18 protein-coding genes are annotated in these 24,916 nt (G+C 70.7%); 5 read left to right on the top strand and 13 right to left on the bottom strand.

Features of this window, described 5'->3' with window-relative positions; genetic code table 11:
* The first annotated feature begins 22 nt into the window (after positions 1-22).
* Complete coding sequence (locus ACZ79I_RS14205; RefSeq protein WP_471497497.1) at positions 23-1,663, top strand: PhpK family radical SAM P-methyltransferase; 1,641 nt, start codon at positions 23-25, stop codon at positions 1,661-1,663.
* Positions 1,664-1,787: 124 nt separating this feature from the next.
* Here the strand turns inward: ACZ79I_RS14205 and ACZ79I_RS14200 are convergent, their stop codons facing one another.
* From ACZ79I_RS14200 to ACZ79I_RS14170, 7 genes are all read right to left on the bottom strand, one after another.
* Positions 1,788-5,084 carry a carbohydrate binding domain-containing protein gene (locus ACZ79I_RS14200; protein ID WP_471497495.1) on the bottom strand — a complete coding sequence of 1,099 codons (3,297 nt, stop codon included), beginning with the start codon at positions 5,082-5,084 and terminating at the stop codon, positions 1,788-1,790.
* 65 nt (positions 5,085-5,149) lie between these two features.
* A complete protein-coding gene (locus tag ACZ79I_RS14195) occupies positions 5,150-7,516 on the bottom strand; it encodes a glycogen debranching protein (protein WP_471497493.1) in 2,367 nt (788 codons plus the stop codon).
* 427 nt (positions 7,517-7,943) lie between these two features.
* A complete protein-coding gene (locus ACZ79I_RS14190; protein ID WP_471497491.1) occupies positions 7,944-8,309 on the bottom strand; it encodes a hypothetical protein in 366 nt (121 codons plus the stop codon).
* Between the two features lie 191 nt (positions 8,310-8,500).
* A complete protein-coding gene (locus ACZ79I_RS14185; protein ID WP_471497489.1) occupies positions 8,501-11,953 on the bottom strand; it encodes an SAV_2336 N-terminal domain-related protein in 3,453 nt (1,150 codons plus the stop codon).
* Complete coding sequence (locus ACZ79I_RS14180; RefSeq protein ID WP_471497488.1) at positions 11,954-12,904, bottom strand: AAA family ATPase; 951 nt, start codon at positions 12,902-12,904, stop codon at positions 11,954-11,956. It abuts the gene before it with no gap.
* Positions 12,901-15,153 carry a VMAP-C domain-containing protein gene (locus tag ACZ79I_RS14175; RefSeq protein WP_471497486.1) on the bottom strand — a complete coding sequence of 751 codons (2,253 nt, stop codon included), beginning with the start codon at positions 15,151-15,153 and terminating at the stop codon, positions 12,901-12,903. Before ACZ79I_RS14175 ends, ACZ79I_RS14180 begins: the two co-directional genes overlap by 4 nt.
* Complete coding sequence (locus ACZ79I_RS14170; protein WP_471497484.1) at positions 15,150-15,536, bottom strand: CU044_2847 family protein; 387 nt, start codon at positions 15,534-15,536, stop codon at positions 15,150-15,152. The genes ACZ79I_RS14175 and ACZ79I_RS14170 overlap by 4 nt, the downstream gene beginning before the upstream one ends.
* 273 nt (positions 15,537-15,809) lie before the next feature.
* Here ACZ79I_RS14170 and ACZ79I_RS14165 point away from each other — a divergent pair, with 273 nt between their 5' ends.
* From ACZ79I_RS14165 to ACZ79I_RS14150, 4 genes are all read left to right on the top strand, one after another.
* A complete protein-coding gene (locus ACZ79I_RS14165) occupies positions 15,810-16,436 on the top strand; it encodes a hypothetical protein (RefSeq protein WP_471497482.1) in 627 nt (208 codons plus the stop codon).
* A gap of 302 nt (positions 16,437-16,738) precedes the next feature.
* Positions 16,739-17,530: a GNAT family N-acetyltransferase gene (locus ACZ79I_RS14160; protein ID WP_471497480.1), complete on the top strand. Its 792-nt coding sequence runs from the start codon at positions 16,739-16,741 to the stop codon at positions 17,528-17,530.
* Positions 17,527-17,751, top strand: a complete 225-nt coding sequence (gene infA, locus ACZ79I_RS14155) for a translation initiation factor IF-1 (RefSeq protein ID WP_069759925.1) — start codon at positions 17,527-17,529, stop codon at positions 17,749-17,751. Before ACZ79I_RS14160 ends, infA begins: the two co-directional genes overlap by 4 nt.
* 540 nt (positions 17,752-18,291) lie before the next feature.
* Complete coding sequence (locus ACZ79I_RS14150; RefSeq protein WP_471504947.1) at positions 18,292-20,199, top strand: ABC transporter ATP-binding protein; 1,908 nt, start codon at positions 18,292-18,294, stop codon at positions 20,197-20,199.
* A 459-nt stretch (positions 20,200-20,658) separates the two neighbouring features.
* Here the strand turns inward: ACZ79I_RS14150 and ACZ79I_RS14145 are convergent, their stop codons facing one another.
* From ACZ79I_RS14145 to ACZ79I_RS14120, 6 genes are all read right to left on the bottom strand, one after another.
* Positions 20,659-21,840 carry an epoxide hydrolase family protein gene (locus tag ACZ79I_RS14145; protein WP_471504946.1) on the bottom strand — a complete coding sequence of 394 codons (1,182 nt, stop codon included), beginning with the start codon at positions 21,838-21,840 and terminating at the stop codon, positions 20,659-20,661.
* Between the two features lie 5 nt (positions 21,841-21,845).
* The gene (locus ACZ79I_RS14140; RefSeq protein WP_471497477.1) at positions 21,846-22,622 is read right to left on the bottom strand and encodes a thioesterase II family protein; all 777 of its coding nucleotides are present in this window, start codon (positions 22,620-22,622) and stop codon (positions 21,846-21,848) included.
* 15 nt (positions 22,623-22,637) lie between these two features.
* The gene (fdxA, locus tag ACZ79I_RS14135) at positions 22,638-22,961 is read right to left on the bottom strand and encodes a ferredoxin (protein ID WP_471497475.1); all 324 of its coding nucleotides are present in this window, start codon (positions 22,959-22,961) and stop codon (positions 22,638-22,640) included.
* A gap of 55 nt (positions 22,962-23,016) precedes the next feature.
* Positions 23,017-23,496 (bottom strand): hypothetical protein, encoded by a 480-nt coding sequence (locus tag ACZ79I_RS14130; protein ID WP_471497473.1) that lies wholly within the window; start codon positions 23,494-23,496, stop codon positions 23,017-23,019.
* A gap of 50 nt (positions 23,497-23,546) precedes the next feature.
* Positions 23,547-23,732: a hypothetical protein gene (locus tag ACZ79I_RS14125; protein ID WP_471497472.1), complete on the bottom strand. Its 186-nt coding sequence runs from the start codon at positions 23,730-23,732 to the stop codon at positions 23,547-23,549.
* A gap of 117 nt (positions 23,733-23,849) precedes the next feature.
* Complete coding sequence (locus tag ACZ79I_RS14120) at positions 23,850-24,899, bottom strand: aldo/keto reductase (protein ID WP_471504945.1); 1,050 nt, start codon at positions 24,897-24,899, stop codon at positions 23,850-23,852.
* Between the last annotated feature and the right edge of the window lie 17 nt (positions 24,900-24,916).

The raw sequence follows: 24,916 nt of genomic DNA, 5'->3' as shown, positions 1-24,916 counted from the left end.
GGGAACACGGGAGGCAGAATTCATGACGGAACAGCTCGACTGCGTGGTCGTCGGCTACAACGAGGGGGACTTCCAGGACTACCGTGCGATGTGCGAGAGCAGCGGTCCCGGCTCGCCCACGCTGCAGATCTACAGCAAGGAGTACCTGGAGGTCGACGGCCGCCACCTGTCCTGGATGGACGGCCTCAGCGTCCTGCGGAACAAGGCGACGGGACGCAACGACCGCTACCACGTGGGTGAGGTGCACAACCTCGCCGGCCTCTACCTCGGCAACTTCCTCCGCAAGGCGGGCCTCAGCGCCGAGGCGGTGTCGCTGTTCAGCGCCGAGCAGGACCGCCTGGCCGACCTGCTGGAGCGCGAGCCGCTCGTGGTCGCGGTGACGACGACGTTCTACGTCAACATCATGCCGGTGCTGCCCGTCGTCGACTTCATCCGGGCGTACGCGCCGGACGCGCACATCGTCGTGGGCGGTCCGCTGGTCGACAACATCTGCATGGACGGCGTCGGCGGGATGGCGCAGGACCTCCTGCACGGCATGGGCGCCGACAGCTACGTCGTGGAGTCCCAGGGCGAGGGCGCGCTGCTCGAACTGGTCCGGGCGCTCAAGCAGGGCCGGTCCCTCGACGGCGTCGCGAACCTGGTCACCCTGCGGGGCGGCACCTGGGTCGCCGGCCCCAGGACGCCGGAGGCCAACGACATCGATCACGCCGCGATCGACTGGTCCGCGTTCAGCCCGGACCTGATCGGTGTCACGGCCCAGACCCGGACGGCCCGCAGCTGCGCGTTCAAGTGCAGCTTCTGCGACTACCCGATGCGTGCGGGCGCCCTGACCACGGCCTCCGTGGACACGGTGCGCCGCGAGCTGCGCACGATGGCCGAACTCGGCGTCAGGAACCTGGTGTTCGTCGACGACACCTTCAACGTCCCGCCCAAGCGGTTCAAGGAGCTGTGCCGCATGCTGATCGAGGAGGACCTGGGCCTGAACTGGTACTCCTACTTCCGCTGCTCGAACGCCCGCGACGAGGAGACCTTCGACCTGGCCGCCGAGAGCGGCTGCCGCGGCGTCTTCCTCGGCATCGAGTCCGGCGACCAGGACATCCTGGCCAATATGAACAAGCTGGCGCAGGACGCCCAGTACCGCAACGGCATAGGGCGGCTCAAGGAGCGGGGCATCACCACCTTCGCCTCGATCATCGTCGGCTTCCCCGGCGAGAACGAGAGGACCGTCCAGAACACCGTCGACTTCCTCAACGAGACCGCCCCCACCTTCTGGCGGGCCCAGCCGTGGTGGGGCAATCCGAAGGCCCCGGTCTACCAGCGCAAGGAACTGCACGGCATCGAGGGCGAGGCCTACAACTGGTCCCACCACACGATGACCTCGCGCGAGGCGGCGAACTGGTGCGACGTGATGTTCGAGAAGGTCACCGAGTCGGTCTGGCTCCCGCTGTACGACTTCGACTTCTGGGCGCTGCCCTACCTGGACGGCAAGGGACTCAAGGTCGAGGATCTCGTACCGATCCTGCGCACCTCGCAGGAGATCATGCGGGAGCGCGACCGGGGCACGCCGGACACCGTGCGGATCCAGTCCCTGAACGACGAACTGCACAAGGCCGTCGCCGCGCTCGACATGGCGCCGTCGCGCTTCGGGTTCGCCCCGGCCTGACCCCCGTCTCCGCCCGCCGGTCCCCCCCTCCCCCCGCGGACCGGCGGGCGGGCACGTGCCAGGACGCGGGCCCGCGGGGGATGACCGGTGGCGGCGGAGCCGCTGCTTCAGGGCTGCTCCAGGGCTACTTCAGATAGGGCCCGTCCGTGCCGATCTTGCCGGGTGCCGCGTTGATGCCGCCCTGGTCGAGGACGTAGACGCGGAGGTTGCCCTTGCCGGAGGCGGGGATGCCGAGGGTGCCGTCGGTGACGGTGACGGTCCGGCCCGTGACGGCCTCCTTGTAGGTGCCGTTGAGGACGCCGGTGAAGGTGGCGGCGGTGCCGACGGCGACCAGGGCGTAGCTGTCGATGCCGCTCGCCGTGTCGGTGTAGCGGCGTTTGAACGCCATGTCCCCGGTGACGCCCTCGGTGGAGTACTGGCCCATCTGCAGGGCGGGTATCGCCCGGCGGATCCGGTTGAGCCGCTGGAGGTGCTCGGCCAGGGGCTGCCGCAGCGTGGTGGCGACGGCGCCGGAGGCGCTGGAGACCTCGGAGAAGCCGGCGGCGGTGACGTCTCCGGCGAGGTGGTCGCCGTAGTAGGCGCGGCCGGTGCCGGCGAGCGGGCAGGTGGGCCCGCAGTCGATCTGCTTGCCGGCCTGGAACTCGATCTCGGACCCGTAGTAGAGGGTGGGGATGCCGCGGAAGCTCCACATCAGGGACATGTTCTCCGCCCAGGCGTCGGTGCCCCCGTTGTAGCGGGTACTCGACTTGTTGGGGCCGTAGTCGTGGCTGTCGACGTACACGACGTTGTAGGTGGCGTCGTTGGTGGAGTCGTCGGAGTCCTTGCCGTTGTTGAAAGCGTTGGACGCGTACGTGAAGTTGTTGTGCATCCGCATGTCGATGATGTTCATGCCGCTGAACCGGCTGTGATCCGGCGTGTGGTAGGCGTTGCCGTTCAGGAAGGCGTTGGTCGACACGGGCTGGCCCGCCGGGCCCAGGTCCTCCTCGTAGGTGTACTGGTCGAGAGCGGCCTGGACATCGTCGTCGGTGTACTGTCTGCGTTCCTTCCAGGTGTAGAACTGCGCGGAGTGGTTGACCGAGCCGTGGTTCCACTTGTCGTTGACGAAGGCGGCGACCTCGCCGAAGACGAAGAAGTCCTTCGCCTTGTCCGCGCCGAACGCGCGGGCGACCTCCTCCTGGATCGCGGGCAGGAACCGGCGGTTCCAGGTGATGCGGGGGACGTGTACGGCGGTGTCGACCCGGAAGCCGTCCACGCCCATGTCGATGTACTTGTCGTAGGCGCCGATCAGGTACTGCTGGACGGCCGGGTTCTCGGTGTTGAAGTCGGCCAGGTCCTCGTGGATCCAGCAGGAGCGGGAGTCCTCTCCTTCCCAGTTGCCCAGCCAGCACTGGTGGTAGTACGCGGAGGGGAACATCTTGCTGGTGGGGGAGGGCCACTGGCAGTTGTAGAGGGTGTAGCCCTCGGGGCTGGTCTGGCCCGTGGGTCTGCCCCAGTTCAGGCAGGTGTTGCCGGTGGGCTCGGCGGTCGACCACAGATCGCCGTTGTAGTACGACTTGCCGGAGACGGGCTCGACGGTCAGGCCGTCGTAGTCGAAGTCGGCGTTCGGCTGGTCGTAGTACCAGGACCACTGGGAGTCGCGCACGCCGTAGACCTTGGGGACGAACAGTCCCTTGGCGCCCCAGCGGGAGGAGTGGTTGTAGACCACGTCCTGGTAGATCTTCATGCCCTTGGCGTGGGCGGCGTTGATCAGGTCCTGGTAGGAGGCGCCCGCCGACTCCAGCCGGGGGTCGACCCGGTAGAAGTCCCAGCCGTGATAGCCGTGGTAGTCGTAGTCCGAGCGGTTGAGGACGACCGGGGTGATCCAGACCGCGGAGAAGCCGAGTGCCTTGATGTAGTCGAGTTTCTGGACCAGCCCCTTGAAGTCACCGCGGAACATGGGGTCGCCGTTGGCCGCGTTGCCGGACTTCACGTGCTGGCTGCCGCCGCGGTTGTTCGAACTGTCGCCGTCGGAGAAGCGCGCCGTGAGGACGAAGTAGATCGGGTCCTTGCGCGGATCGCCCCCGAGCGGGGTACCGGCGGCGGGTGGCGGGGGTGCGTCGCCGGTCGTGGCGCACGCCGCCGTGCCCGCGCCCGACACGTTGCCCGCAGCGTCCAGGGCACGCACGGTCCAGCAGTAGGAGGTGTTCGCCTCCAGACCGCTCTGGGAGGCGACGGTGGAGGAGGTGTCGGCGACGGAGGTGCCGTGGGTGCCGCCGGTACGGGTGACCCGGTAGCCGGTGACGGCCACGTCGTCGGTGGCGGCGTCCCAGGTGACCACGGCCGAGGTGCCGGTGGTGGTGGCCTTCACCCCGGTGGGCACGGACGGCGCCGTGGTGTCGGGCGGGGCGGCGGCGCACGGGTCGGCGGCGTTCGCCTTGACGACCTTGTCCTGGACGGTTGAGTCGCCCTCGCCCAGCGGGTAGTTGGCGCCGTTGTTGTTGTCCCAGGTGCCGTTGCCGTTGTTGAAGGTGGCCTGCCAGGTGGTGGCGGTGCCCAGGTCGACGGTCTTCCTCACCCAGCCGGCGCAGGCCGGGTCCATGCCGACGCCGGGCGCGGCGGTCCAACTGCCGCCGGTGGGCGCCCAGTGCAGGTTGACGGTGGTCCAGCCGACCGTCGCGGTGGAGTACCAGACCGTGGCGGAGTTCCCGGCCGTCGGTGGTGCCGCACCGCACGGGTCGCTGTGGGCCACGACCCCGTCCTTGACGGTGACCGTGCCCGTGCCGAGCCGGTAGTCGGCGCCGCCGTTGTTGTCCCAGGTGCCGGAGCCGTTGTTGAAGGCGGCCTGCCAGGTGGTGGCGGTGCCCAGGTCGACGGTCAGCTTGACCCAGTCGGTGCAGGCGGCGGTCATCGGGGTGCCGGGCGCGGTGGTCCAGCCGCCGCCGGTGGGCGCCCAGTGCAGGTAGTACGCCGGCCAGTTCCGTGTCGCCGTGTAGTAGTACACGGTCGCGGAGGCCGGCTGGGCGGTGGCGCACGGCTCGGTGGTGGTCACCGCGCCGTCGGCCACGGCCGATGTGCCGCTGCCCAACGTGTAGTTGGCGCCGCCGTTGTTGTCCCAGGTGCCGGAGCCGTTGTTGAAGGTGACGGCCAGCGAGTCGGCCGAGCCCAGGCTGACGGTCTTCTTGTACCAGCCGGCGCAGGCGGCATCCATGGGCTCGCCGGGCGGCGTCGTCCAGCTGCCGCCCGTGGGGGCGTAGTGGATGTCCACCGACGTCCAGCCGGCGGCCGGCCGGTAGTAGACCGTCGCGCTGGTCGCCGCCCGCGCGGCCACGGCGGGCAGCAGCGCCGCCAGCAGGCCGAGCACGGTGGCGAACAGGGCGGCGAGCGGCCGGTGCCGGCGGGTGCGCCGTCTGCCGGACGGGGGCCGATGGGGCAGGGTGATCACGGTGACTCCTCCGGTGGGGTGTTGCAGCGAGGGCGCGGCCGGTCGGATGGGTGGAGCGGCGGCTGTCACTTGGCGATCAGGACGAGGACGGCCCGGCCGTGCAGCCGGTAGGCGGTTCCGGAGCCGCCGATGAGGCTCTCCGAGCCGGGCTGGGCGACCTGGTCGGCGCCCTCGGCCCAGGTGGAGGTGTCGGTGACGCGGTACCAGCTCTTGCCGGGGCCGGGGGAGGGAAGGGTGAAGTCGACGTCGCCGGACCAGCCGTTGTAGCCGACGTAGATCGCGCTGCTCGGGTCGCCCAGTTCCGTGCCGTCGTAGCGCCAGGCCAGGGCGTGGTTGTTCGGGTCGCCCCAGTAGGTGCCGTCCGGGGTGCTCCCGGCGGGGGTGAACCAGTCGAGCTGCCCCATGCCGTTGCCGTTGCCGTCGGAGGCGCTGTAGAAGGCGGCCGGGCGCAGCGCCGGATGGGCCTTGCGGAAGGCGAACAGGCGCTGGGCGTAGGCGCGGAAGGTGCTCTGGTCGGCGGTGAGGGACGTGGTGAGCCAGTTCGCGGAGGAGTCCAGGTTGTAGGGGTTGTTGTTGCAGTTGAGGGAGCGCAGGTACTCGTCGCCGCCGGTCGTCATCGGAGTGCCGGCCGAGAGCATCAGGAGGGCCAGGCCGTTGCGTGCGGCCTTGCGCTGGTCGGCGGCGACCCCGCCCTGGTCCCAGGAGAGGTTGTGGTCGGAGCCGCCGTCGGACGGGCCGTAGGGCCAGCTCTGGCTGTTGTTCTTCGTGTTGCAGCGGTAGAGGTCGGCGAGGGTGAAACCGTCGTGCGCGACCACGAAGTTGACGGAGTTCCAGGGGGCGCGGCCGCCGGCCTGGTACAGGTCGGAGGAGCCGGCGATCCGGGTGGCCAGGTCGCTCGGGGTGACGTTCTCCACGCCCATCGCGTTCTGGTCGCGGCGTACGGTGTCGCGGAACTTGTCGTTCCATTCGGACCATCCGGCGGGGAAGTTGCCGACCTGGTAGGTGCCGCTGCCCAGGGCCCAGGGCTCGGCGATCCAGTCGGTGCCCGTCCCGCCGTTCGCCGGGCGGGGCGGCATCAGGGCGGTGATGCGGTTGAGCGCGGTGCCGGGGTCGGTGCGGCTGTACTGGAAGCAGCCGTGCTGGCAGGTGTTGCCGAGGACGGGCGCGAGGTCGAAGCGGAAGCCGTCCACGCCGAGCGTGTCCTTCCAGTACGCCAGGGAGTCGGTGATCAGGTTCCGGGTGGTCGGGTTGTAGGTGTTGACGTTGCCGCCGACGCCGGTGTTGTCCCAGGGACCCTGCATATCGCCGGTGAGCGAGTAGTAGGTGGGGTTGTCCAGGCCGCGCAGGGAGAACAGGCTGTAGGTGTTCTTGTCGTTCGCGTTCCAGGGGCCGCCCTCACCGGTGTGGTTGTAGACGACGTCGGTGAACACCTTGATCCCGGCGTCGTGGAACGCCTTCACCATCTCCTGGAACTCGCGGGTGGGCCCGCCGGCGCTCCGGTCGGAGGAGTAGCGGCGGTCCGGGGCGAAGTAGTCCAGCGTGCTGTAGCCCCAGTAGTTGTCCCCGGTGGTGGTGGCGGGGTCGACGTCGTTGGCGTCGTTCTGGGTCTCCTGCACGGGCAGGAACTCCACCGCGGTCACGCCGAGGGCCGCGAGGCCGGCGGCCTTCGTCGCGGCGCCCTTGTAGGTGCCCCGGTAGGCGGCGGGCACCGACGGGTCGTTCTCGGTCAGGCCCCGGACGTGCACCTCGTAGACGATGTCGTCCTTCAGGGCCCGGGTGGGCTTGGTCCCCGTGCTCGCTCCGCCGTCGGGCAGGACGATGCCCTTGGGCGCCTGCGGGGCGCTGTCGAGCGCCCGGTACTGCGGGCCCGTGCCGTACACGGAGGCGTCGCTGTGGGCGGGCGTGACGGGGTCGTGGCTCAGCTCCCGTGCGTAGGGGTCGGTCAGGAGTTTGTTGGGGTCGAACCGGTTGCCGGCGGCGTCCACGTCCGTGATGAATCCGGCGCTCGAACCCTTGGTCCAGGCGGGGTCGTAGGGCCAGTTGGGGCCCCAGGCCCGGTAGCCGTAGTAGACCGGGCCGGTGATGCCGTACTGGCCGCGAAGCGTGGACACGGGCACGGTCACCGACCAGACGCCGGTGCCGGAGTCCTGGGTGAGGGGAAGGGCCGCGGCCTCCTGGACCCCGGTCGCCTCCTGGTACAGGTACAGCGCCACGCGTGTGGCGCGCGAGGAATAGACACGGAACTCCACGTTCGCGCCGGTCGCGTCGTAGTGGGCGCCGAGTGGGCCACTGGTGGCGGCGGCGACGGGACTGACGAGGGGCGCGGGGACCGTGAGGCCGCTGACCGCGGCCGCGACCACGAGGCCGACCGTCGCCGCACGACGGCCGAGACGGTGTTCTCTCCGGGTACGGGCAGGTCTGGGCGAAGACATGGCGACTCCAGGAGGCAGAGGTGGGGGGAGCCTCGGCGCTGTCCCGGACGCCGACGCCCGAAAGGCGTTGCAGAATCTTGCCGAAAAGTAATGCAACTCTGAACGGCCGTAAAGACGTTGCGCACGGTTCGGCGCCGCGGATGCCCGCGGGCCGCCGTGACGGCGCGCTCTCTCCGGCCTCTTCGGCGGTGCGCGCGCTCGCCGGGGCGCGGACGGCCGTGGCAGCCGAATCCGAATCCCGGCCGGTACTCGGCGGGATGCCGGCGGCGATGCAGGTGCGCTTCCCGGCAGCCTCCCCGGAGCCGCCGCTGCTCTCTACCCGCCTCGCAGGAACCGCCGGACGATCGCGGAGCGGACGATCGCGTACCCGCCATGACCGGCGACAGGCCGCGACCCAGACCCCAGGACCGGGTCCCGAGCCGGAGTGCTAACTGCAGATGCGTTTGAAAGCACTCGCACCGGGCCGGGCACGGAACTTCACCTCATGCCCGGCATCGTCGGTGAAGACGGCCTCCGTCGCGGACTTCAACGTCATCGTGCCGCGCTGGGTGGGGTTGTCCCACCCCTCGGGCGGGTTTCCCGAGCCATCGGAGAGGGGGGTCTCCGCTTCGAAGTACGTCGAGCCGACACGGGCCTCGTCGATTCCGCAATGCGTATAGAGGTCGAAGGGGATCGTCCGCCCGGACGGTGTCGCCCGGACGGCGTCCGCGCCCTCGTCGGCCTGGGCACAGCCTGTGAGCACCCCCGCGGCCAGTGCGAGGGCGAAGATGATGTGTCCAGCTCTCTCAGCCATGGCCTTTCGACGCTCAGGCCACGTCGGCGGTTCCGCCCCGCACGGCCGTGAGCCACACGGAGGGCGCCGTGCGGCGACGCCCATCGGCAGGCCGCTCAACCCGCGTCCGGACGTGGTGAACGCGCGAGCGCTGTACCGGGTGGTGACGGGGCGGCAGGTGCCGACCTGGTGGAAACCGCGGAGACCCAGGATCACGGAAATATCGGCCGAGGCCCGAGCAGCAACGCCCCGAGCCGGAGATACGCCTTGTATGCCTCAGGGGTCAGCCAGGACAGTTCGACGGTGCTGCCCATGGCGAGGTGACCGTCGCGGGGGACGGTGACGAGGCCGCGGCAGCGGGAGCTCAGGGCCCGTGTGGCGGCGGTGTCGAGTCTCCAGCCCGCGGCGGGGCGGCTGTGGTTGAGCACGACGACCGCCTCCTGGACCAGGTCCGGGCGGTTGAGGGACACCAGCCGGTCCATGGTCTGCTGGGCCTGGGTGAGCCCGGCGGGGTCTGCGCGCGAGACGATGACGACGCGGTCGGCGTATTGCAGGACGACGGGCAGCGGCGTGTCCGCATCGACGAGGGTGAGGGCGAAGTGCCGCTGCGTGGCGAGGGCCACGTAGCCGAAGTCGGAGTCGGTGTACTGGCCCCCCGGCGCGGGATAGGACGACGAGCTGTTGGCCAGAACCATGAGCCCTGAGCGGTGCGGCGACAGGAACAACTGCAGGTCTTCGAAGCCGCGCACCTCGTGCAGTGCGCCGGCGAGGTCGGACAGGCCCGCATGCGTGTTGCGGAAGAGGCGCCGGACGAGGCGGATGTGGCTGCCGGCGTGCCGGTCGGCGTCGATGGCGAGCACATGTTCCTGTCGCTGATCGGCCAGGACCGCGCCGAGCACCATGGTCGTCGTGGTGCACCCGACCCCGTCCCTGACCCCCACGAGGGCGATGCGCAGGGGACGTTGCAGGGGCGCTCGGATGGTCTGCGTCCAGCCGTCGCTGCCGGCCTCGGGTCCGTCTGCCTCGTCCCGCCCGGCCCCGGCCGATGTCCTGGGCGGAGTCCAGGTCTCCTCCTCCACGCCCGACCACTCCGGACCTCCGGGCAGACGTGCGCCCAGAGCCTCAGCCACCTCCTGGGCGGTCGGCCTGTCCTCGGGCCCCGTCGAGACACAGCGCAGCAGCAACTCCCGCAGCCCGTCGTCGAGTTCCGAGAACTCCCGACTGCGCTCCAGTTCGCCTCGCCCGTAGACGCGCCACGCACGGCCCGTCACCGCGTGCAGCAGGATGGCGCCCATGGAGTACACGTCGCCCGCCGCGATCCGTGACTCGCCCCAGTAGGTCACCTCCGGTGCGCGATAGGGCGAGTTGGCCGGTACGGACGCCGTTGACGCGCTCCATGCGCCGTCGATGCGGGCCGAGGTCCAACTGATGATGTGCAGCGTCGACTCGGTGATCAGGATCGCTCCGGGTGTCAGCGAGCCGTGCACGATGCCCCGGTGGTGGCAGCGGGCCACCGCGCGTGCCAGATGCCAGCCGAGCCAGGTGAACAGTGGGGTGCCGGGCAGCGGTCCGGCAGAGTCGAGCACGGCTCGCAGTGTGGGAGCCGGCCGCCCGTCGGCGAGGGTGTCGAGCCGCAGGGCGAGCCACGGTGTGGAGTCCTGCAGATTGCTGCCGACGACGGCGGGTGCGTAGACCCCGTCCATGCGGCGCAGCGCATGGCGCTCTATGTTCAGCAGCTCCTGGCCGACGGGCGTGTCGAATGACGAGGACACGCGCAGCAGTACCTGCCGCCCTTCTTCGTCCTCGCCGATGTAGGCCGTGGGTTTCCCGCCCGATCCGCCGCGCCGCAGGAGCGTGTACGGGCCCAGCACGTGCAGGTCCTGAAGGCGCAGCGGGAGCCAGCTCGGCGACGTCTCGAGCCCTGCCGGAAGGCGCACTTCCTCGTACTCGACGACCCGCTCGGGCGGCCGCGCCATCGGCCGGGCGCCCAGATGGCTGAGGAGGCGGTCCTCCAGCCATGCGAACGGCCTTGTTCCGGGCAGCAGTTCGCCGGTGCCCGAGGGATGGGCGAGCCAGGCGGGGAAGTCGGGTGAGCGGCCCACGAGTGTGCGCAGCCGGTCGGTGACGGCTCGGGTCGTGCGCAGCAGGTCGATCGGGGACGCCGTGTCGAGCAGGATCTCCTGGGCGTCCCGGGCGAAACCGAACCGCCGGTGCTGTGCCGGCAGCTGATCGTCGGCCGACTCGATCTGGCGTATCAGACCGCCGAGGAACACCTCGGCCAGATGGGCGGTGTCGGCGCGCCAGGGGACGGCTGCCTGGACGAGCCGCATCACAGGCACGGTGAGCGGTGACACCGCGGCGAGGTGGGCGGCCAGCCGGTACGCCTCCGGTGACGCGGCGTCCCGGAACCGCAGCACGGCGCTCGGCGCGTCCCGGCCGCGGGTTCCGGCCGTGCTGCGCGGCCCCCTGGTGTGCGACGGCTTGAGCAGGGGCAGCTCCGCGCTCGCACCCGGCGACGCGACGAGCCGTGCCCAGGCGGCGACGGCCGGAGGGTACGGCTCCAGCACAGGGACCGGTACGCCGGTGAAGTCCTCGCCGAGCCCCGGGGGCAGCAGCGGGTCGGTCACCTCCCAGGTATGGTTCGCCGCTCCCCGCCGCCTGCTCGTCACGAGCCAGGGCTCCGAGCGGATTCCCGAACCGTCCCACAGATGGGCGGGCAGGGTGTGCATGATCGCGGTCGGTCCCTGACGCGCCCAGCGCTCCAGGGCCTTCGTCATCCGTCCGTCCCGCCAGCAGACTCCGACTCCGTCGCTGATCACCAGTACCAGGGTGCGGCCCGAAGGGTCGATGACCGAGGCCGGCGACAGGACCGGGGTGTGCGGGGCGAAGGGACGGGCCCGCAGCAGCGGCGCCCGTGCCGAACGGGTGTCGAGGCCGTGCACGCGGATGTCGCGGAAGGCACCCAGCCTTACCAACAGGGCACGCAGTTCCGTCGCCAGGCGCTGCCAGAGCAGCATCGAGATGCCGTCGTCGATGAGCAGGACAAGGTTCAGCCAGCGCTGCCTCGCCGGCCGCGTCACCATGTCCGGCAGCCCGGTTTCGACCAGCGCCACGGTGGTGGCTTCCTCGTCGAACTCGGTCTTGAACGGGTCGGGTCGCGGCTGCTTCAGCGAGCGCAGCGCGCGTCCGAATCGCAGTTCGTCCTCTCCGAGTGCCTTCTCCTCGGGGACGAGTACGGGCATCGCTCCCTCGTGAGCGGCTGCTCGGTGATCCGTCCCCAGCTCCGCGAACTCGGGCGCGCTGCGAGCCGCAGCCGCGGCGTGCAGGGCGCCGAGCAGCGTGGCGGGAGGCGGTGGTTGGGGCGGGGGGAACGGTGCCTGGGAGGAGCCCGGCGTGGGACCGGCAGCCGACGGGTCCTCAGGTGTGCCGGTTCCGTGCCCGGTTCCTGACTGCGGGAGGTGGTCGAAGGCCCCCGGCAGGGACCGCGCGAGCGGTGTGCCGGAGTCCGCAGGAAGCCGTGCCGCCAGCCAGACGGCGTCGAGCAGCTCGTGGATGGACAGGTCGTACCCGGTGAGCTGCGCCAGCCTGCTGAGCGCCGACGGCGGGGGCTCGGCGCCGGCACTCGACTCCGGCGGCCCGTGCGGACCCGTGCCGTCGGGCGGCATTCAGACCGCCCCGCCGAGCCGGTGCAGTACGGCGTCGAGCAGGCCGGCCGCATCCAGGTCGACGCCGCCCTTGCGCAGGAACACGGCGTTGAGCAGCTGATCCGTGGCCAGCTCACCGGGCGCCCGTCGGTTGAGGAAGGCGTGGAGGAGGTCGTCCACGCCGTCCAGGGCCTCCTCACCGAGGTGTGCGGCCACGATGTCGCGCAGCCGCGCCTCGTCCGGGTCGGGCAGGTCCAGTCGTACGCAGCGGCGCATGAAGGCCGGCGGAAAGTCACGTTCGCCGTTGCTGGTGATCACCACGACGGGGAACTCCCGGCAGCGGACGAGGCCCCGGGTCACGGTGACACGCTCAGTGCCCGAGCCGTGGGTGAGGACCGAGACCTCGGACTGCGCCTCGGGCAGCCGGGACAGCTCGGGTATCTCGAACTCGCCCTCCTCGAAGACGGTGAGCAGGTCGTTGGGCAGGTCCACATCGCCCTTGTCCAGCTCGTCCACCAGCAGGACCCGCGGCTGGTCGCGCGGTACGAGGGCCGTGCCCAGGGGGCCGAGCCGGATGAAGGTGCCGATGTCGGGCTCGGCGTCGCCCTGTTCCTTGCGCAGATGGGTCTCGCGGAGTCGGCCGATGGCGTCGTAGCCGTAGAGGGCGTCCTTGAGGACCGAGCGGCTGTTGACGGGCCACTGGAGCACCGCCCCCAGCGTGAGCTCATGGGCGATGGCGTGTGCGAGGGAGGACTTGCCCGTGCCCGGGTGCCCGGTGACCAGCAGCGGGCGGCGCAGATGCAGGGCGGCGCTCACCACGTCGGCCTCGGTGCGCCCGATGAGGTACGGGCGGAGCCGGGTTCCGGAGTCCGGGCCGCCGGTGAACTGCCGCCACGGCGGGGCCTCGGGGAAGGCCACCTGCCGGGCCACGCGGTCGCCGCGGAACAGCCGCCACCCGTCGTCGTGCGTCATGTCGTCTGCTCCGTTCCTTCGGAGGGGTCGGCGAGCTGGAGTTCGTCGGGCAACAGCAGTTCGGCGTCCTCCCACACCAGTGCGGGGCGCTCGGATCCCACGCCGTACGCATAGGCGCGGACCCTGAAGTGCCGGAGTCGCTCCGGGAGTTCATTGACCGGCCCCTCCGGCACCATGGCATCGAGGCGGAGCGCTCCGCCAGAGCCACCGACTCCACCGACTCCGCGGTCTCCGCGGTCTCCGCGGTCTTCACGATCCCACAGCACGATAGGGACACCCATCAGGAGGCAGATGGGAAGGAGCTCGCGGCGATGCTCGGCACCCCCTTTCACGAAGACGCGCGCGCTGTCCCGGTAGGTTGTCTTCAGCAGCCCGATCAGCCCCGCCCGCCCGCCGACCGTGTGGTCGGCCAGGAGCGGCGGGCTCTGCGTACGTGCCTTCCACCGCCGCTTGAGGTCGGTGGTGCCGGTCTTGGACCGCATCCGCAGCTTCGGGCAGCGCAGTACGAGGTGGAAGTCCTCACCGAGCGGGGCGGGGATGACCTCGTCGGCGCCGGCCCCGTCCCACTCGTCCACCGGGAGCTCCAGCCCGTCCGGTGGCACGGACACGGCGACCAGTGCCACCCCGCCACCCGTGTCGTCGGTACCGCCGGCGACCTCGCGGATCAGCCGTGCGATCTCCCGACCGGTGCGGGGCCGGTCGGAACCCGTCACGACGCGTGCGGCGGTGCCGTCGGGCCGCAGCCGCCAGACCGAGCAGCGGTAGTGGTCGGCGGGATCCTTGGAGTACCGGTCGAGTTCCACGAGGATCCGGCCGCCCGCCGGGGTGGCGCGCCGTGACCACCGCTCGGCATCGGCGCGCCGCTCGTGCAGTGCCGACGGGTGCACGCCGAGTCGGGCGGCGACCCGCCGGCTCCACTCCTGCAGCGCCTGGCAGGCAAGTCCACCGGTCTCGGCGGCCACGTACTCGACCAGGCGCAGCAGGGCGGGCAGCCGAGGTGTCTCTTCGGGTACCGATGAACCGTCGCCGTGCCATGTCTCCAGCTCCCTCAGCACACCGGGCACGACGGACGGGGCCAGCCGGGACATCTGGAGGGACGGGGGCAGTTCGAGGTAGGGCAGGGCGGCGTTCGCGGCGCGGTGCAGGAGACCCGGGTCGTGCTTGACGAGGTGCTCCACCTTGCCGACCAGAACGCGATGTTCGGCGACCGACAGCAGCCGGGCCGCGTCGGTGAGCTGGCCCAGGGCCAGCAGCCGGTCGAGTTCGGAGCGACCGCGCGGGTCGTCGGCCACCTTGGGGGCCAGCGACTCGGCCAGCGTGGGCAGCGCCCGCTCCGTGCCGCTGAGCAGCTGCGCCAGCTCCTCCACGGAGGGGGAGGTACCGTCGACCGGCGCGTGCAGGCCGAGTTGGGCGGCGAGCGCGGTGGCGTGCGCGGCGCGGGCCCTGGGGTCGCCGAGCAGGATGTGCAAGGGGCCGACCATCATGTCGCGCACCGACTCGTCCACGTCGAGGACGGCGGGTTTCGCCCACAGGGCCTCCAGCCGCGCCTCGGGCACCGCCCCCGTCTGGCGTAACTCCGCCAGGACCGACTGCCAGCTGAGGCCCCAGCTCCGCCGCACGGTGTGCTGCGGTGAGAAGGCCGCGTCCGGTGCGGCGATCCGGCCCATGACCAGGCCCACGACGGCACTGTCGACCACCGACCACAGCGGCCCCCCGCTGTACCCCTCGCCGATGGCCGCGCCCGACAGCTGTCCGTCGAGGTAGCCGATGCCGCCCTCGTACGCGGCGACCCGGACGTCGACGTACGAGAACGGCTGCCCGCCCCCGTACCAGGCCCTGACCTCCTGGCCGCTCGTCATCTCCAGCCAGCGGAGCGGGCTCACAGGCGGTGGGGGCTCTTCGTCCAGTTCGAGGACGGCCAGGTCGCCGTCCCACTCCAGTGAGCCGTCCGCCACCGGTCCGTACCGCTGGGAGCGCGGAGGTACCCAGGCCACGAGCCGTGCCCGCCAGGTGCGCGTGGCGGACAGTACCGGGAATGCGACGTCGAGCACGACGCCGCCGGGGTGGTGGGTGCTGAGCGCACGCAGCCCAAGGGCCGCGTTGACAACGTGCGCGCAGGTCAGCAGGGACCGGCCGGAGAGGTACACGCCCGCGCCGGCCGTGCGCGCCAGGTCCTTCGACATCACTCGGACGAGCGCACCGCGGGCATCCGGGACACGCCCGTCCTGCGACACTGCGAACCAGGTCACGCCCCGGTCCCGCGGGACAGCCGCCACATGGCCGAGATGGTCATGCTGGCCTGGCCGTTGGCGCCGACGATGCCGATCTTCAGGTCCTGGCCGATCTGTATCCCGAAGTCGACGGAGATCTCGTGCGGCGGGTCGGGGATGCCCCGTACCGAGTCGTGCACCTGCTGCAGCACGGGGCCCAGTGGGCTCAGCACGGTCCGCAGCGCCTCCGTGGCCAGCGCCTCGACACGCGCCCCGCGCCCCACCGGAGTCACTCCGGCTATGCCTTCCGGCAGGTCGGTACCGCCCTCCGGGGGCGTCGCCCCCTCGCCCGCCGCCGACAGCTCGACACGGACACGCGAACCGTCGTCGAGAGTGAACTCCATGTAGTCATAGCGTGACACGACCACCATTGTGCCGATCAACGACGCTCCGACACAGGGAAGTTGGGAAAAGTTCGCGTGCAACCTGAACTCCGGGTCCGGGGGAGTCCGCCGTGCCGTGACCGGAGCGGCCCGCTGCGAGTGTGCGCGCACGGGACGGGGTTCTCGCCTGCTCGGCCCGGGTGGTCGGCGACGCCCCCGGAGAACGGGTGCGCCTCGACGAGCGGCAGGCCCGCTTGACGGCTGATCACATTGACCCGTCAAGGCACCTGCGCGCCACGTTAGTCTCCGATCATGGCCTTGCGACCTGATGAGTTCTACGACCACGCACGTGCGGCCGCGGACGGTGGGCTTCGGCTTCCGCTGGCGCGGATGACCAGTTGGGACATAAGCCCGTTCGAGCCTGAAGGACTTCGCGTCGCGCCGCTGCGTCCGCCCGTTCTGCCCGAACCGGAACGGCACGGCGAGGACCCGGCGAACTGTGACGTGTGCCGTGCCCGGGACGAAGGCATCTGGTTCGACGAACGCTGGCGACTGGTCCGGGTGACGGGCGTCGGTGTGCCGCTGGTGCTGATGCTGTACTCCCGCGACCACTACGACATGGCGGATCTGCCCGACGGGATGGCCGCCGAACTGGGGGTGCTCACCACTCACATCGTGCGCCATGTGCAGGCACTGGCGCATATCTCCCGAGCCCATGTCTACCGGATCGGGGACGGGGCCGCGCACCTGCACATCTGGTTCTTCGCCCGGCCCGAGGGGCAGGCCCAGCTGTATGGGTCGTGGATGCCCGTGTGGGACGACCTCCTGCCGGAGTACCCGGCGGAGGTGGCCGACGCAGACGCGGCGGCCGTTGCCGACGCACTGGTCGCCTCGTACGGCGGTGGTCACTCGGCCACGGACGAACGGACGAGCGGATGAGCGTCTGAGCTCTGTGCACGGTCCCGGAAGCCACGGTCCGTTGTCGTCTGTTGTCGGCTCCGAGCGAGCGGGCCCCCTCGAACAGGCCGGATCGTGATCGCGTCACGAGCTCATGGGAAAGGGTTTGAGCGAGGCGGCGTCCCGCTGCTACGTTCGTGGTGGACCGTGAAGTCGCCGTATGGAGGTGAGCCCCGTGAACACAGTTACCCGTGGGTGCTCCCTCAACCCGTCACGGTCCGGCGGCTGACGTTCGGTGTCGCCAGGAGCGCCTGAGATCGAGGCACTCCTGGAAGGAGACTCCGATGAACACGAAGCCTTTCACATCCGGCCTGGGCGAGAGCGCGGTGGTGATCACGCGCGTCGCGGACAGGCAATGGCATGCGCTGGACGACGACCTGGTGGTCGGCCGCGGGCATGCGGAGCACCGGCCCGACGGACGCTTGTTCATCAGCATCGACGCCTGGCACGACGCCACCTTCGACCGGCTCGCCGAGGCGATGCTGGCGGAACTGCCGGCGCCGCTGTACACGGTGGTCGACGAAGCCGACGTCGAGCTGACGGCCGGCTGGCGGCGGGCCGGTTTCGCGATCCGGCGCCGCGAGTGGGAGTACGTCGTGCCGACCGACCCGCGGGTCACAGGGCTCGAAGCAGTCCTGCCGCCTTCGGGTGTGACGATCGTGCCCGCCGGCCGGGCGGACGAGAGTCTGCTGCGGGCGGTGGACCGCGCGATCCGTGACGAAGTCGAGGCGGGTGTCGGGTGGCAGTCGATGCCCGCGGAGGTGATTCCCCGCCCCGAGGGCGACACCATCGTCGACCCGTCGAAGTACGCGGTGGCCGCGGCGCCGGACCGCTACCTGGGTCTGATCCGGGTGGTGACGGTGAAACGGCCGCGCATCGGGCTGGTCGCGGTCCGGGCCGGCGAGCAGCGCCGCGGCATCGCGCGGGCGCTGCTGGGCCACGCGCTGGGGACGTTGCACCGCTTTGGGTTCGCCGCGGCCTGGACCGAGGTCCACGAGTCCAACCAGGCGGCCTCGGCGCTGTTCGAGGGCATCGGCGCCCGGCCGATGAGCAGCAACCTGGAGCTGGTGCGATGACGAAGCACAAGAACGTCATCGAGGTCGAGGGCAAGGTCGTCGAGTGCCTGCGCAGCGCCATGTTCACCGTGGAGCTCGAGAACGGCCACCAGGTGCTCGCGCACATCAGCGGGAAGATCCGCAAGAACTACATCAAGATCATGCTGGAGGACCGGGTGCTGGTGGAGCTCCCGCCGTACGACCTGACGCGCGGCCGGATCGTGTTCCGGTACCGGAACTAGCGGCGGTCGGCGCCCTCCGCGGTGGCTGATGCGGGGCCCCGGTCACGGCGTTTCCGTGACCGGGGCCCCGACGACGGCTCGCAGCGCCGCGGCGGCCACCGATCCAGCCGTCGGCGCCGCAAGCAGGTCCGGCCCGAGCCGAACCCCGTCTCCGGGGGCAGCGGTTGATGTCGGCGGCGTACTCGATGACCCGCGGCGAGGGCGGCTCGGCCAGGTCGAAGACCGACGGCGGCGCACCACGGACACCGGCACCCCGATCAGCGGGTTCTCACAGTCGGCGCAGGCAGACGGGGCCGGAATGGCGATCCGCTCGTCCGGATCGTCGACCGGCGCAAGGTGGTGCCCGGATCGCCGGGCTGCTTGCCCGGCCTGCGTCCCGATCGGGTGCGCGAGGACCCTGCCCTGTCCTGCCGGCACAGCAGGGACCGACCCGAGCGGAGTGCGGTCCTCAGCCTACGGGCCGAAATCAGTCCCGGAGCCGTGATCGAGGTCTCCCTTGACCTCAAGAGAGCTTGAGGTCATACCGTCTCTCTCATGAGCATGGAGAGCACAGCCTGGATGCAGCTGCACAGCGTCATGAACGCGCAGCAGGAGCGCCGCCCCTTCGCCCGCGCGACGCTGCGGCGCATCGGCGCCTTCGCCCGACCGCACCGCCGCCGTATCTGGCAGTTCGTGCTGCTCAGCGTGGCGACCGCGCTGCTCGCCGTCGCCACCCCGGTGCTCGCGGGGCGCGTCGTCGACGCCATCGTGTCCCGCGGTGACCAGAGCACCGTCGTACGCCTTGCCACGCTCATCGCCCTCATCGCGCTTGCCGAGGCGGCGTTCGGGATCCTCGGCCGCTGGTTGTCGTCGACGCTCGGCGAGGGACTCATCCTCGATCTGCGGACGGCCGTGTTCGATCATGTGCAGCGCATGCCGGTCGCGTTCTTCACACGTACGCGTACGGGTGCGCTCGTCAGTCGTCTGAACAACGACGTGATCGGAGCGCAGCGCGCCTTCAGCAACACCCTCTCCGGAGTCGTCAGCAACCTGGTGACCCTGCTGCTCACCCTCGCCGTGATGCTCACCCTGTCCTGGCAGATCACGCTGCTCGCACTGGTGCTGTTGCCGGTGTTCGTGATCCCCGCGCGGCGGATGGGCAGTCGGATGGCGAAGCTGCAGCGCGAGGCCGCCAACCTCAACGCGTCGATGGGGACCCGGATGACCGAGCGGTTCTCGGCGCCCGGCGCCACCCTGGTCAAGCTCTTCGGACGGCCCGAGGACGAGTCCGCCGAGTTCGCGGCGCGGGCCCGGCGGGTGCGGGACATCGGGGTGCGTACGGCGATGGCGCAGTCGGCGTTCATCACCGCCCTGACGCTGGTCTCCGCCCTGGCGCTCGCGCTCGTCTACGGGCTCGGCGGCTGGTTCGCGCTGCGCGGCACCCTGCAGCCGGGCGCCGTCGTGTCCCTTGCGCTGCTGCTGACCCGTCTCTACGCGCCGCTCACGTCACTTGCGGGGGCGCGCGTCGAGGTCATGAGCGCCCTCGTCAGCTTTGAGCGTGTCTTCGAAGTGCTCGACCTCAAGCCGCTGATCGAGGAGAAGCCGGACGCCCGCGCCGTGCCGGAGGGACCGGTCGCCGTGGAGTTCGAGGACGTCCGCTTCGGCTACCCGTCCGCCGACAAGGTCTCCCTGGCCTCGCTGGAGGAGGTCGCCGCCCTGGACACCCGCGGCGGCGCCGAGGTCCTCCACGGCATCAGCTTCCGCGCCGAACCCGGCCAGACCGTCGCCCTGGTCGGCTCGTCCGGCGCCGGGAAGTCGACCATCGCGCAGCTGCTGCCGCGGCTGTACGACACCGACGCGGGAGCCGTCCGCATCGGCGGCGTCGACGTACGCGAACTGAGCGCCGAGTCGATGCGGGCCACCCTCGGCATGGTCACGCAGGACGGGCACCTCTTCCACGACTCCGTACGCGAGAACCTGCTGCTCGCCCGGCCCGGGGCCACCGAGGACGAACTGTGGGACGTGCTGCGCCGCGCCCGCCTCGAAGACCTCGTACGCTCCCTGCCCGACGGCCTCGACACCGTGGTCGGCGAGCGCGGCTACCGGCTCTCAGGCGGCGAACGCCAGCGCATGACCATCGCCCGACTGCTGCTGGCCCGCCAGCGCGTCGTCATACTCGACGAGGCCACGGCCCACCTGGACAACACCTCGGAAGCGGCCGTCCAGGAGGCACTCGCGGAGGCCCTGGAGGGGCGGACCGCCGTCGTCATCGCCCACCGGCTGTCGACGGTCCGGGCCGCCGACGTGATCCTCGTCGTCGAAGCCGGACGGATCGTGGAGCGTGGTACGCATGAGGAACTGCTCGCGGCGGACGGGCGCTACGCCGAGCTGCACCGGACGCAGTTCGAGAAGCACGCGCCCGGGACGGGTGTGACGGAGATCGCGGGCGCGGGACAGGCGGTGGCGTAGGAGGACCGGGCGCCGCGGCGCCTTCGCGGGCGCCCTGCGGCTGCGCGTTGCCGATACATCGTCCGAGCAGGCAGACGTCCTGATCGTCGGTGGCCGGGCTGTGGTGGGGGAGGGTACCGCCCCCTGGTGACTCCTTTCACGAGTTCGGCCGGCATCGAGGAACACCCGCGTGCCAGGGAGAAGCTGGGTGGCATGGCGAATGCAGGGCGTGCGCAGCAGGCACCTTCGCTGGGGCGCGGCAGATGGGGAGCCCCGCCCTCTGTTCATGTCCGGTACGTCGTTGTGGACGGGCCGGAGGGCGAGGAGCTGCGACGGCGTCAACTGAGTGTGATCCGCGACGTTCTCAAGTTCCTTGCGGACCAGGAACAAGCCGCTTGCCACCCCGGAGACAGCGAGGAGTGACCATGCGGTGACCGTGGAGGCCCGGCGCGAGGAAGGCCCGGCGATGCGAGCTGACGCTCAGTCACGATCCACTCTGAGGCGCAGGGTGCGGAAGAACCTCCGGATGTCGTCGACGAGCAGGTCCGGCGTCTCCAGCGCAGGGAAATGGCCACCGCGGTCGTGATCCGTCCACTGGACGACGTTGTTCGTCTCCTGCGCGATGTGCTTCAGGAGGACAAAGTTGTCGTGGGGGAAGTGGGCGACGGCGGTCGGTGCCGTGGAGGGTTCGGGCGGGGTGCCCCAGTAGTCCGCGTGCGCGCGCTCGTAGTAGATGCGCGCCGAGGAACCCGCCGTGGCGGTCAGCCAGTACAGCATGACGTTGGTGAGCAGGAGGTCACGGTCCACGGGGTGTTCGGCCCACTCATGGAACTTCTCGGCGATCCAGGCGAGTTGGCCGACCGGCGAGTCGGTCAGGCCGTACGCCAGGGTCTGCGGCCGGGTGGACTGGATGTCCGCGTACCCCTGCCGGTCGCGTACCCAGGCCTGGAAGCGGGCCCAGGACCGGCGGGCGTTCTCGGCCTCCTGCGGTGAGAGCCCGGAGAGGTCGCCGGGGTCGTGCGCCATGTAGCCGTTGGGCAGAAGGTTCAGATGGACGCCGATCACCTCGGGGCGCGTACGGCCCAGTTCGCGGGAGATCGCGGCGCCCCAGTCCCCGCCCTGCACCCCGTAGCGTGCATGGCCGAGCCGGCGCATGAGTTCGGCGAAGGCCGCGGTCACCCTGCGCAGTTCCCAGCCGCGTTCACGGGTGGGACCCGACAGGCCGAAGCCCGGAATGCTCGGCAGCACCAGGTGGAAGGCGTCGGCGGGGTCCCCGCCGTACCGCGCCGGGTCGGTGAGGGGCCCCGCGACGTGGGTGAACTCGACCAGGGAGCCCGGCCAGCCATGGGTCATCAACAGGGGCGTGGCATCCGGTTCGGGAGAGCGGATGTGCGCGAAGTGGACGTGCGCGCCGTCGATCACGGTGGTGTACTGCGGCCACTCGTTGAGCCGGGCCTCGGCGGCACGCCAGTCGTAGTCGTGCCGCCAGTACCGGGTGAGCTCCTGGAGATGCGCGAGCGGCACCCCGTAGTCCCAGCCCGCGCCGGGCAGTTCGTCGGGCCAGCGGGTGCGGTCCAGCCGCCGGCGCAGATCGTCCAGATCGGCTTCCGCGATGTCCAGGCGGAACGGCTCCACGCGCTCGGCGGGGCTCGGGGGGTTCATGTCGCTCATCCGGGCAGGATCCCAGGCACCGCTGTCAGCGGTCGAACGCAGGCCCGTACGAGGCCGGCGATGGCCGCCCAGTGGTCCAGCAGGTAGAAGTGGCCGCCCGGCAGAAGCTCCAGGCGGAACGGGCCGGTCGTGTGGCGGGACCAGGCCTGGACGTCGTCGAGCGGCGCGACGGGGTCCCCATCGCCGCCCAGTGCGATCAGGGAACAGCCCAGCGGACCGCAGCCCGGCCGGGGGCGGTAGGTCTCGCTCGCCCGGTAGTCGCTGCGGATCACCGGCAGCAGTAGCGAGCGCATCTCGGGGTCGTCGAGCAGCTCCTTCGTGGTGCCGCCGAGCCAGGAGATCTGCTCGGCCAGCGCTGCGTCGTCGAGGAGGTACGAAGTGGTCAGCCGGACGCGGTCGGGGGCAGGGCGGCCCGAGGCGAGCAGCGCCGCCGGACCCCGCTCGCCGAGCCGCTGAGCGACCTCGTAGGCGAGGATGGCGCCCATGCTGTGGCCGAAGAAGATCCGCGGCACGCCGGTGTCGGCGTTGCCGAGCGCCTCGGCGGTACGGTTGGCCAGCTCGTGCAGATCGGTGATGGCCGGCTCGTCGTGCCGTTCCTGTCGGCCCGGGTACTGCACTGCGACGGTCAGGATGTCGTCGCCGAGCTCGGCGGCGAGGGGCCGGTACCAGCTCGCGGCGCCCCCGGAGTGCGGGAAGCACACCAACTCGGGCGTGCCGCCCTCGGCCTGGGCAGGCCCTCCGATGCGCTTGAGCCAGGGGGATGGGACAGTCATGCTCACGATTCCCTCTCAGGCCGGGGTCTGCTGGGGCTGCGCGGCGACCAAGGCGTGGTCGTGCTCGATCAGACCCAGCTTCGAGGCGCCGCCGGGCGACCCGAGCTCGGTGAAGAACTCAGCGTTGGCCTGGATGTAGACCTGCCACTCCGCGGAGACGTCGTCCTCGTAGAAGATGGCCTCCACGGGGCACACCGGCTCGCAGGCGCCGCAGTCGACGCATTCGTCGGGCTGGATATAGAGGGCGCGCTCGCCCTCGTAGATGCAGTCGACGGGGCACTCTTCGAGACAGGCTTTGTCCTTGACGTCGACGCAGGGCTGCGCGATCACATACGACATGGGGGTTGCTTCTCCCGTTCACTGGTGGCGAGTCGGACCGGGTCGGGTGACGGTGTCAGACGTAGTCGATACGGAGGCCCGGTCGCCGGTCGGCCAGCGGCAGATAGCAGTACGACGCCCGGGCCGCCGAGACCAGGGGCGTCCCGCGATCGCCGGCCAGCACCACCGTGTGGCAGGCGGCGAGGACCTCGGCGCCGGTGACACGGTGCTGGGCGCAGTCCGCGTACAACTGCCCGGCCGCCACCGTCGCCTCCGGCGTGGGTTCGGCGGCCTCGACGCCGCGGCCGCCGAGGAACCGGCGGATCGTCGCCCCGGCGCCAGGCGGGTGCCGTTCGTCGCACTCCTCGTCCCAGCAGGTACGCATGGCGCAGGCGACGCCGAAGCTGAACGCGGGCACGACCAGACGGATGTCACCGGTCAGAGCCGCGTCTCGCAGGACGGATCCGCGCGGGGTGTGTCCCAGGGCGATGCGGTACAGGGAGTACGCGTCGACCACGGCCGTCTCCAAGCGCGCCAAGAGTTCGTCCTGGCTCACGATGGAATCTCCTTGGTGTGGGGTTCAGCGCGGTGTGGGTCCGCCGCGTGTCACAGTCCGAGCGAGATGGGGTCGGTGGTGAAGGGGCAGCTCTCTCCGCCCGGGCTGTGGTCCCAGGTGTGGTGGCGGCACGGCATCGAGCGTGCCGCGGAGCGCTCGAAGGTTTCCATGGGGGCCATGGGCGTACGCGCGGGCGTGGCGGCGTGGTCGCCGGACGGCTGCTCGTCCTGACTCATCTCGGATTACCTCGGCTTCCAGTCGGTGTCGGTGGGGTGATCGCCCCATGGGCGCATGAGATGTGACGGCGTCGGCGTACCGGGCTGACGGCCGGAACGCGGAACGGCGCCGGCGCGTCAGGCCGCTGCCCGGTCCTCCAGTGGCCTGCGGCGCAGCGCGGGAGTCGCGAGGGCCGGTGGCGGCCAGGAGGCGAGCGGGTCGTAGAGGTCGGTGCCCGGCGGGACGATCTCGTCGATCCGGTCGAGGACCGCGTCGTCGAGGGCGAGCGAAGCGCCCTTGAGAGCGCTGTCGAGGTGGTCCGTGGTGCGCGGGCCGATGATCGCGGAGGTCACAGCGGGGTGCGTGGTGACGAAGGCCAGAGCGAGTTCGGGCAGCGTGCAGCCGAGGTCGCCGGCGAGGTCGATCAGCTGCTCCAGGGCGTCGAACTTCGCCGTGTTCTGGGCCAGCGCCGGGTCGAAACGCGCGGGCACGACCGCGGGGCGGCCCTGGGTGAGGTCGATGGCGTCGCCCTTGCGGTACTTGCCGGACAGGAACCCGAAGGCGAGCGGGCTCCAGGTCAGCACGCCCATCCGATGGCGCTGACAGGCGGGCAGCACATCGGCCTCGATGCCACGGGCGAGCAGCGAGTACGGAGGCTGCTCGGTACGGAAGCGCATCAGGCCGCGGCGCTCGGCCACATGGTGTGAGTCGACGATGTCTTCCACGGGGAAGGACGAACACCCGAAGGCGCGGATCTTGCCCTGCCGGACGAGGTCGGTGAGGACCCCGAGGGTCTCCTCCACGTCGGTGGAGTAGTCGGGGCGGTGCACCTGGTAGAGGTCGATCCAGTCGGTCTGCAGCCGGCGGAGACTGTCCTCCACCGCCTGGGTGATCCAGCGTCGTGAATTGCCGCTGCGATTGCGGCCCTCACCCATCTGGAAGTGCACCTTCGTGGCGAGCACCACGTCGTCGCGGTGTCCCTTGAGCGCCTTGCCCACGATGACTTCCGATTCGCCCGCCGCATACATGTCCGCGGTGTCGACGAAGTTGATTCCCTGGTCGAGAGCCGTGTGGACGATGCGAATACAGGATTCGTGGTCCGAATTCGCGACGAAACCGAAATTCATGGTGCCGAGGCAGTACGCGCTCACTTCCATGCCGGTCCCGCCGAGCGTGCGGTAACGCATGGTCATGCTCCCTTGCA

The sequence above is a fragment of the Streptomyces sp. PSU-S4-23 genome (assembly GCF_055632315.1).
The sequence above is the reverse complement of the archived record's forward strand: the minus strand, read 5'-3'. Positions and strand labels throughout refer to the sequence as shown.

Bases quoted from the DNA above. Each gene is read 5' to 3' on its own strand.
- ACZ79I_RS14205 (WP_471497497.1), top strand. From the start codon at position 23: ATGACGGAACAGCTCGACTGCGTGGTCGTCGGCTACAACGAGGGGGAC.
- ACZ79I_RS14195 (WP_471497493.1), bottom strand. From the start codon at position 7,516: ATGTCTTCGCCCAGACCTGCCCGTACCCGGAGAGAACACCGTCTCGGC.
- ACZ79I_RS14190 (WP_471497491.1), bottom strand. From the start codon at position 8,309: ATGGCTGAGAGAGCTGGACACATCATCTTCGCCCTCGCACTGGCCGCG.
- ACZ79I_RS14185 (WP_471497489.1), bottom strand. From the start codon at position 11,953: ATGCCGCCCGACGGCACGGGTCCGCACGGGCCGCCGGAGTCGAGTGCC.
- ACZ79I_RS14180 (WP_471497488.1), bottom strand. From the start codon at position 12,904: ATGACGCACGACGACGGGTGGCGGCTGTTCCGCGGCGACCGCGTGGCC.
- ACZ79I_RS14165 (WP_471497482.1), top strand. From the start codon at position 15,810: ATGGCCTTGCGACCTGATGAGTTCTACGACCACGCACGTGCGGCCGCG.
- ACZ79I_RS14160 (WP_471497480.1), top strand. From the start codon at position 16,739: ATGAACACGAAGCCTTTCACATCCGGCCTGGGCGAGAGCGCGGTGGTG.
- infA (WP_069759925.1), top strand. From the start codon at position 17,527: ATGACGAAGCACAAGAACGTCATCGAGGTCGAGGGCAAGGTCGTCGAG.
- ACZ79I_RS14150 (WP_471504947.1), top strand. From the start codon at position 18,292: ATGGAGAGCACAGCCTGGATGCAGCTGCACAGCGTCATGAACGCGCAG.
- ACZ79I_RS14145 (WP_471504946.1), bottom strand. From the start codon at position 21,840: ATGAACCCCCCGAGCCCCGCCGAGCGCGTGGAGCCGTTCCGCCTGGAC.
- ACZ79I_RS14140 (WP_471497477.1), bottom strand. From the start codon at position 22,622: ATGACTGTCCCATCCCCCTGGCTCAAGCGCATCGGAGGGCCTGCCCAG.
- fdxA (WP_471497475.1), bottom strand. From the start codon at position 22,961: ATGTCGTATGTGATCGCGCAGCCCTGCGTCGACGTCAAGGACAAAGCC.
- ACZ79I_RS14125 (WP_471497472.1), bottom strand. From the start codon at position 23,732: ATGAGTCAGGACGAGCAGCCGTCCGGCGACCACGCCGCCACGCCCGCG.
- ACZ79I_RS14120 (WP_471504945.1), bottom strand. From the start codon at position 24,899: ATGCGTTACCGCACGCTCGGCGGGACCGGCATGGAAGTGAGCGCGTAC.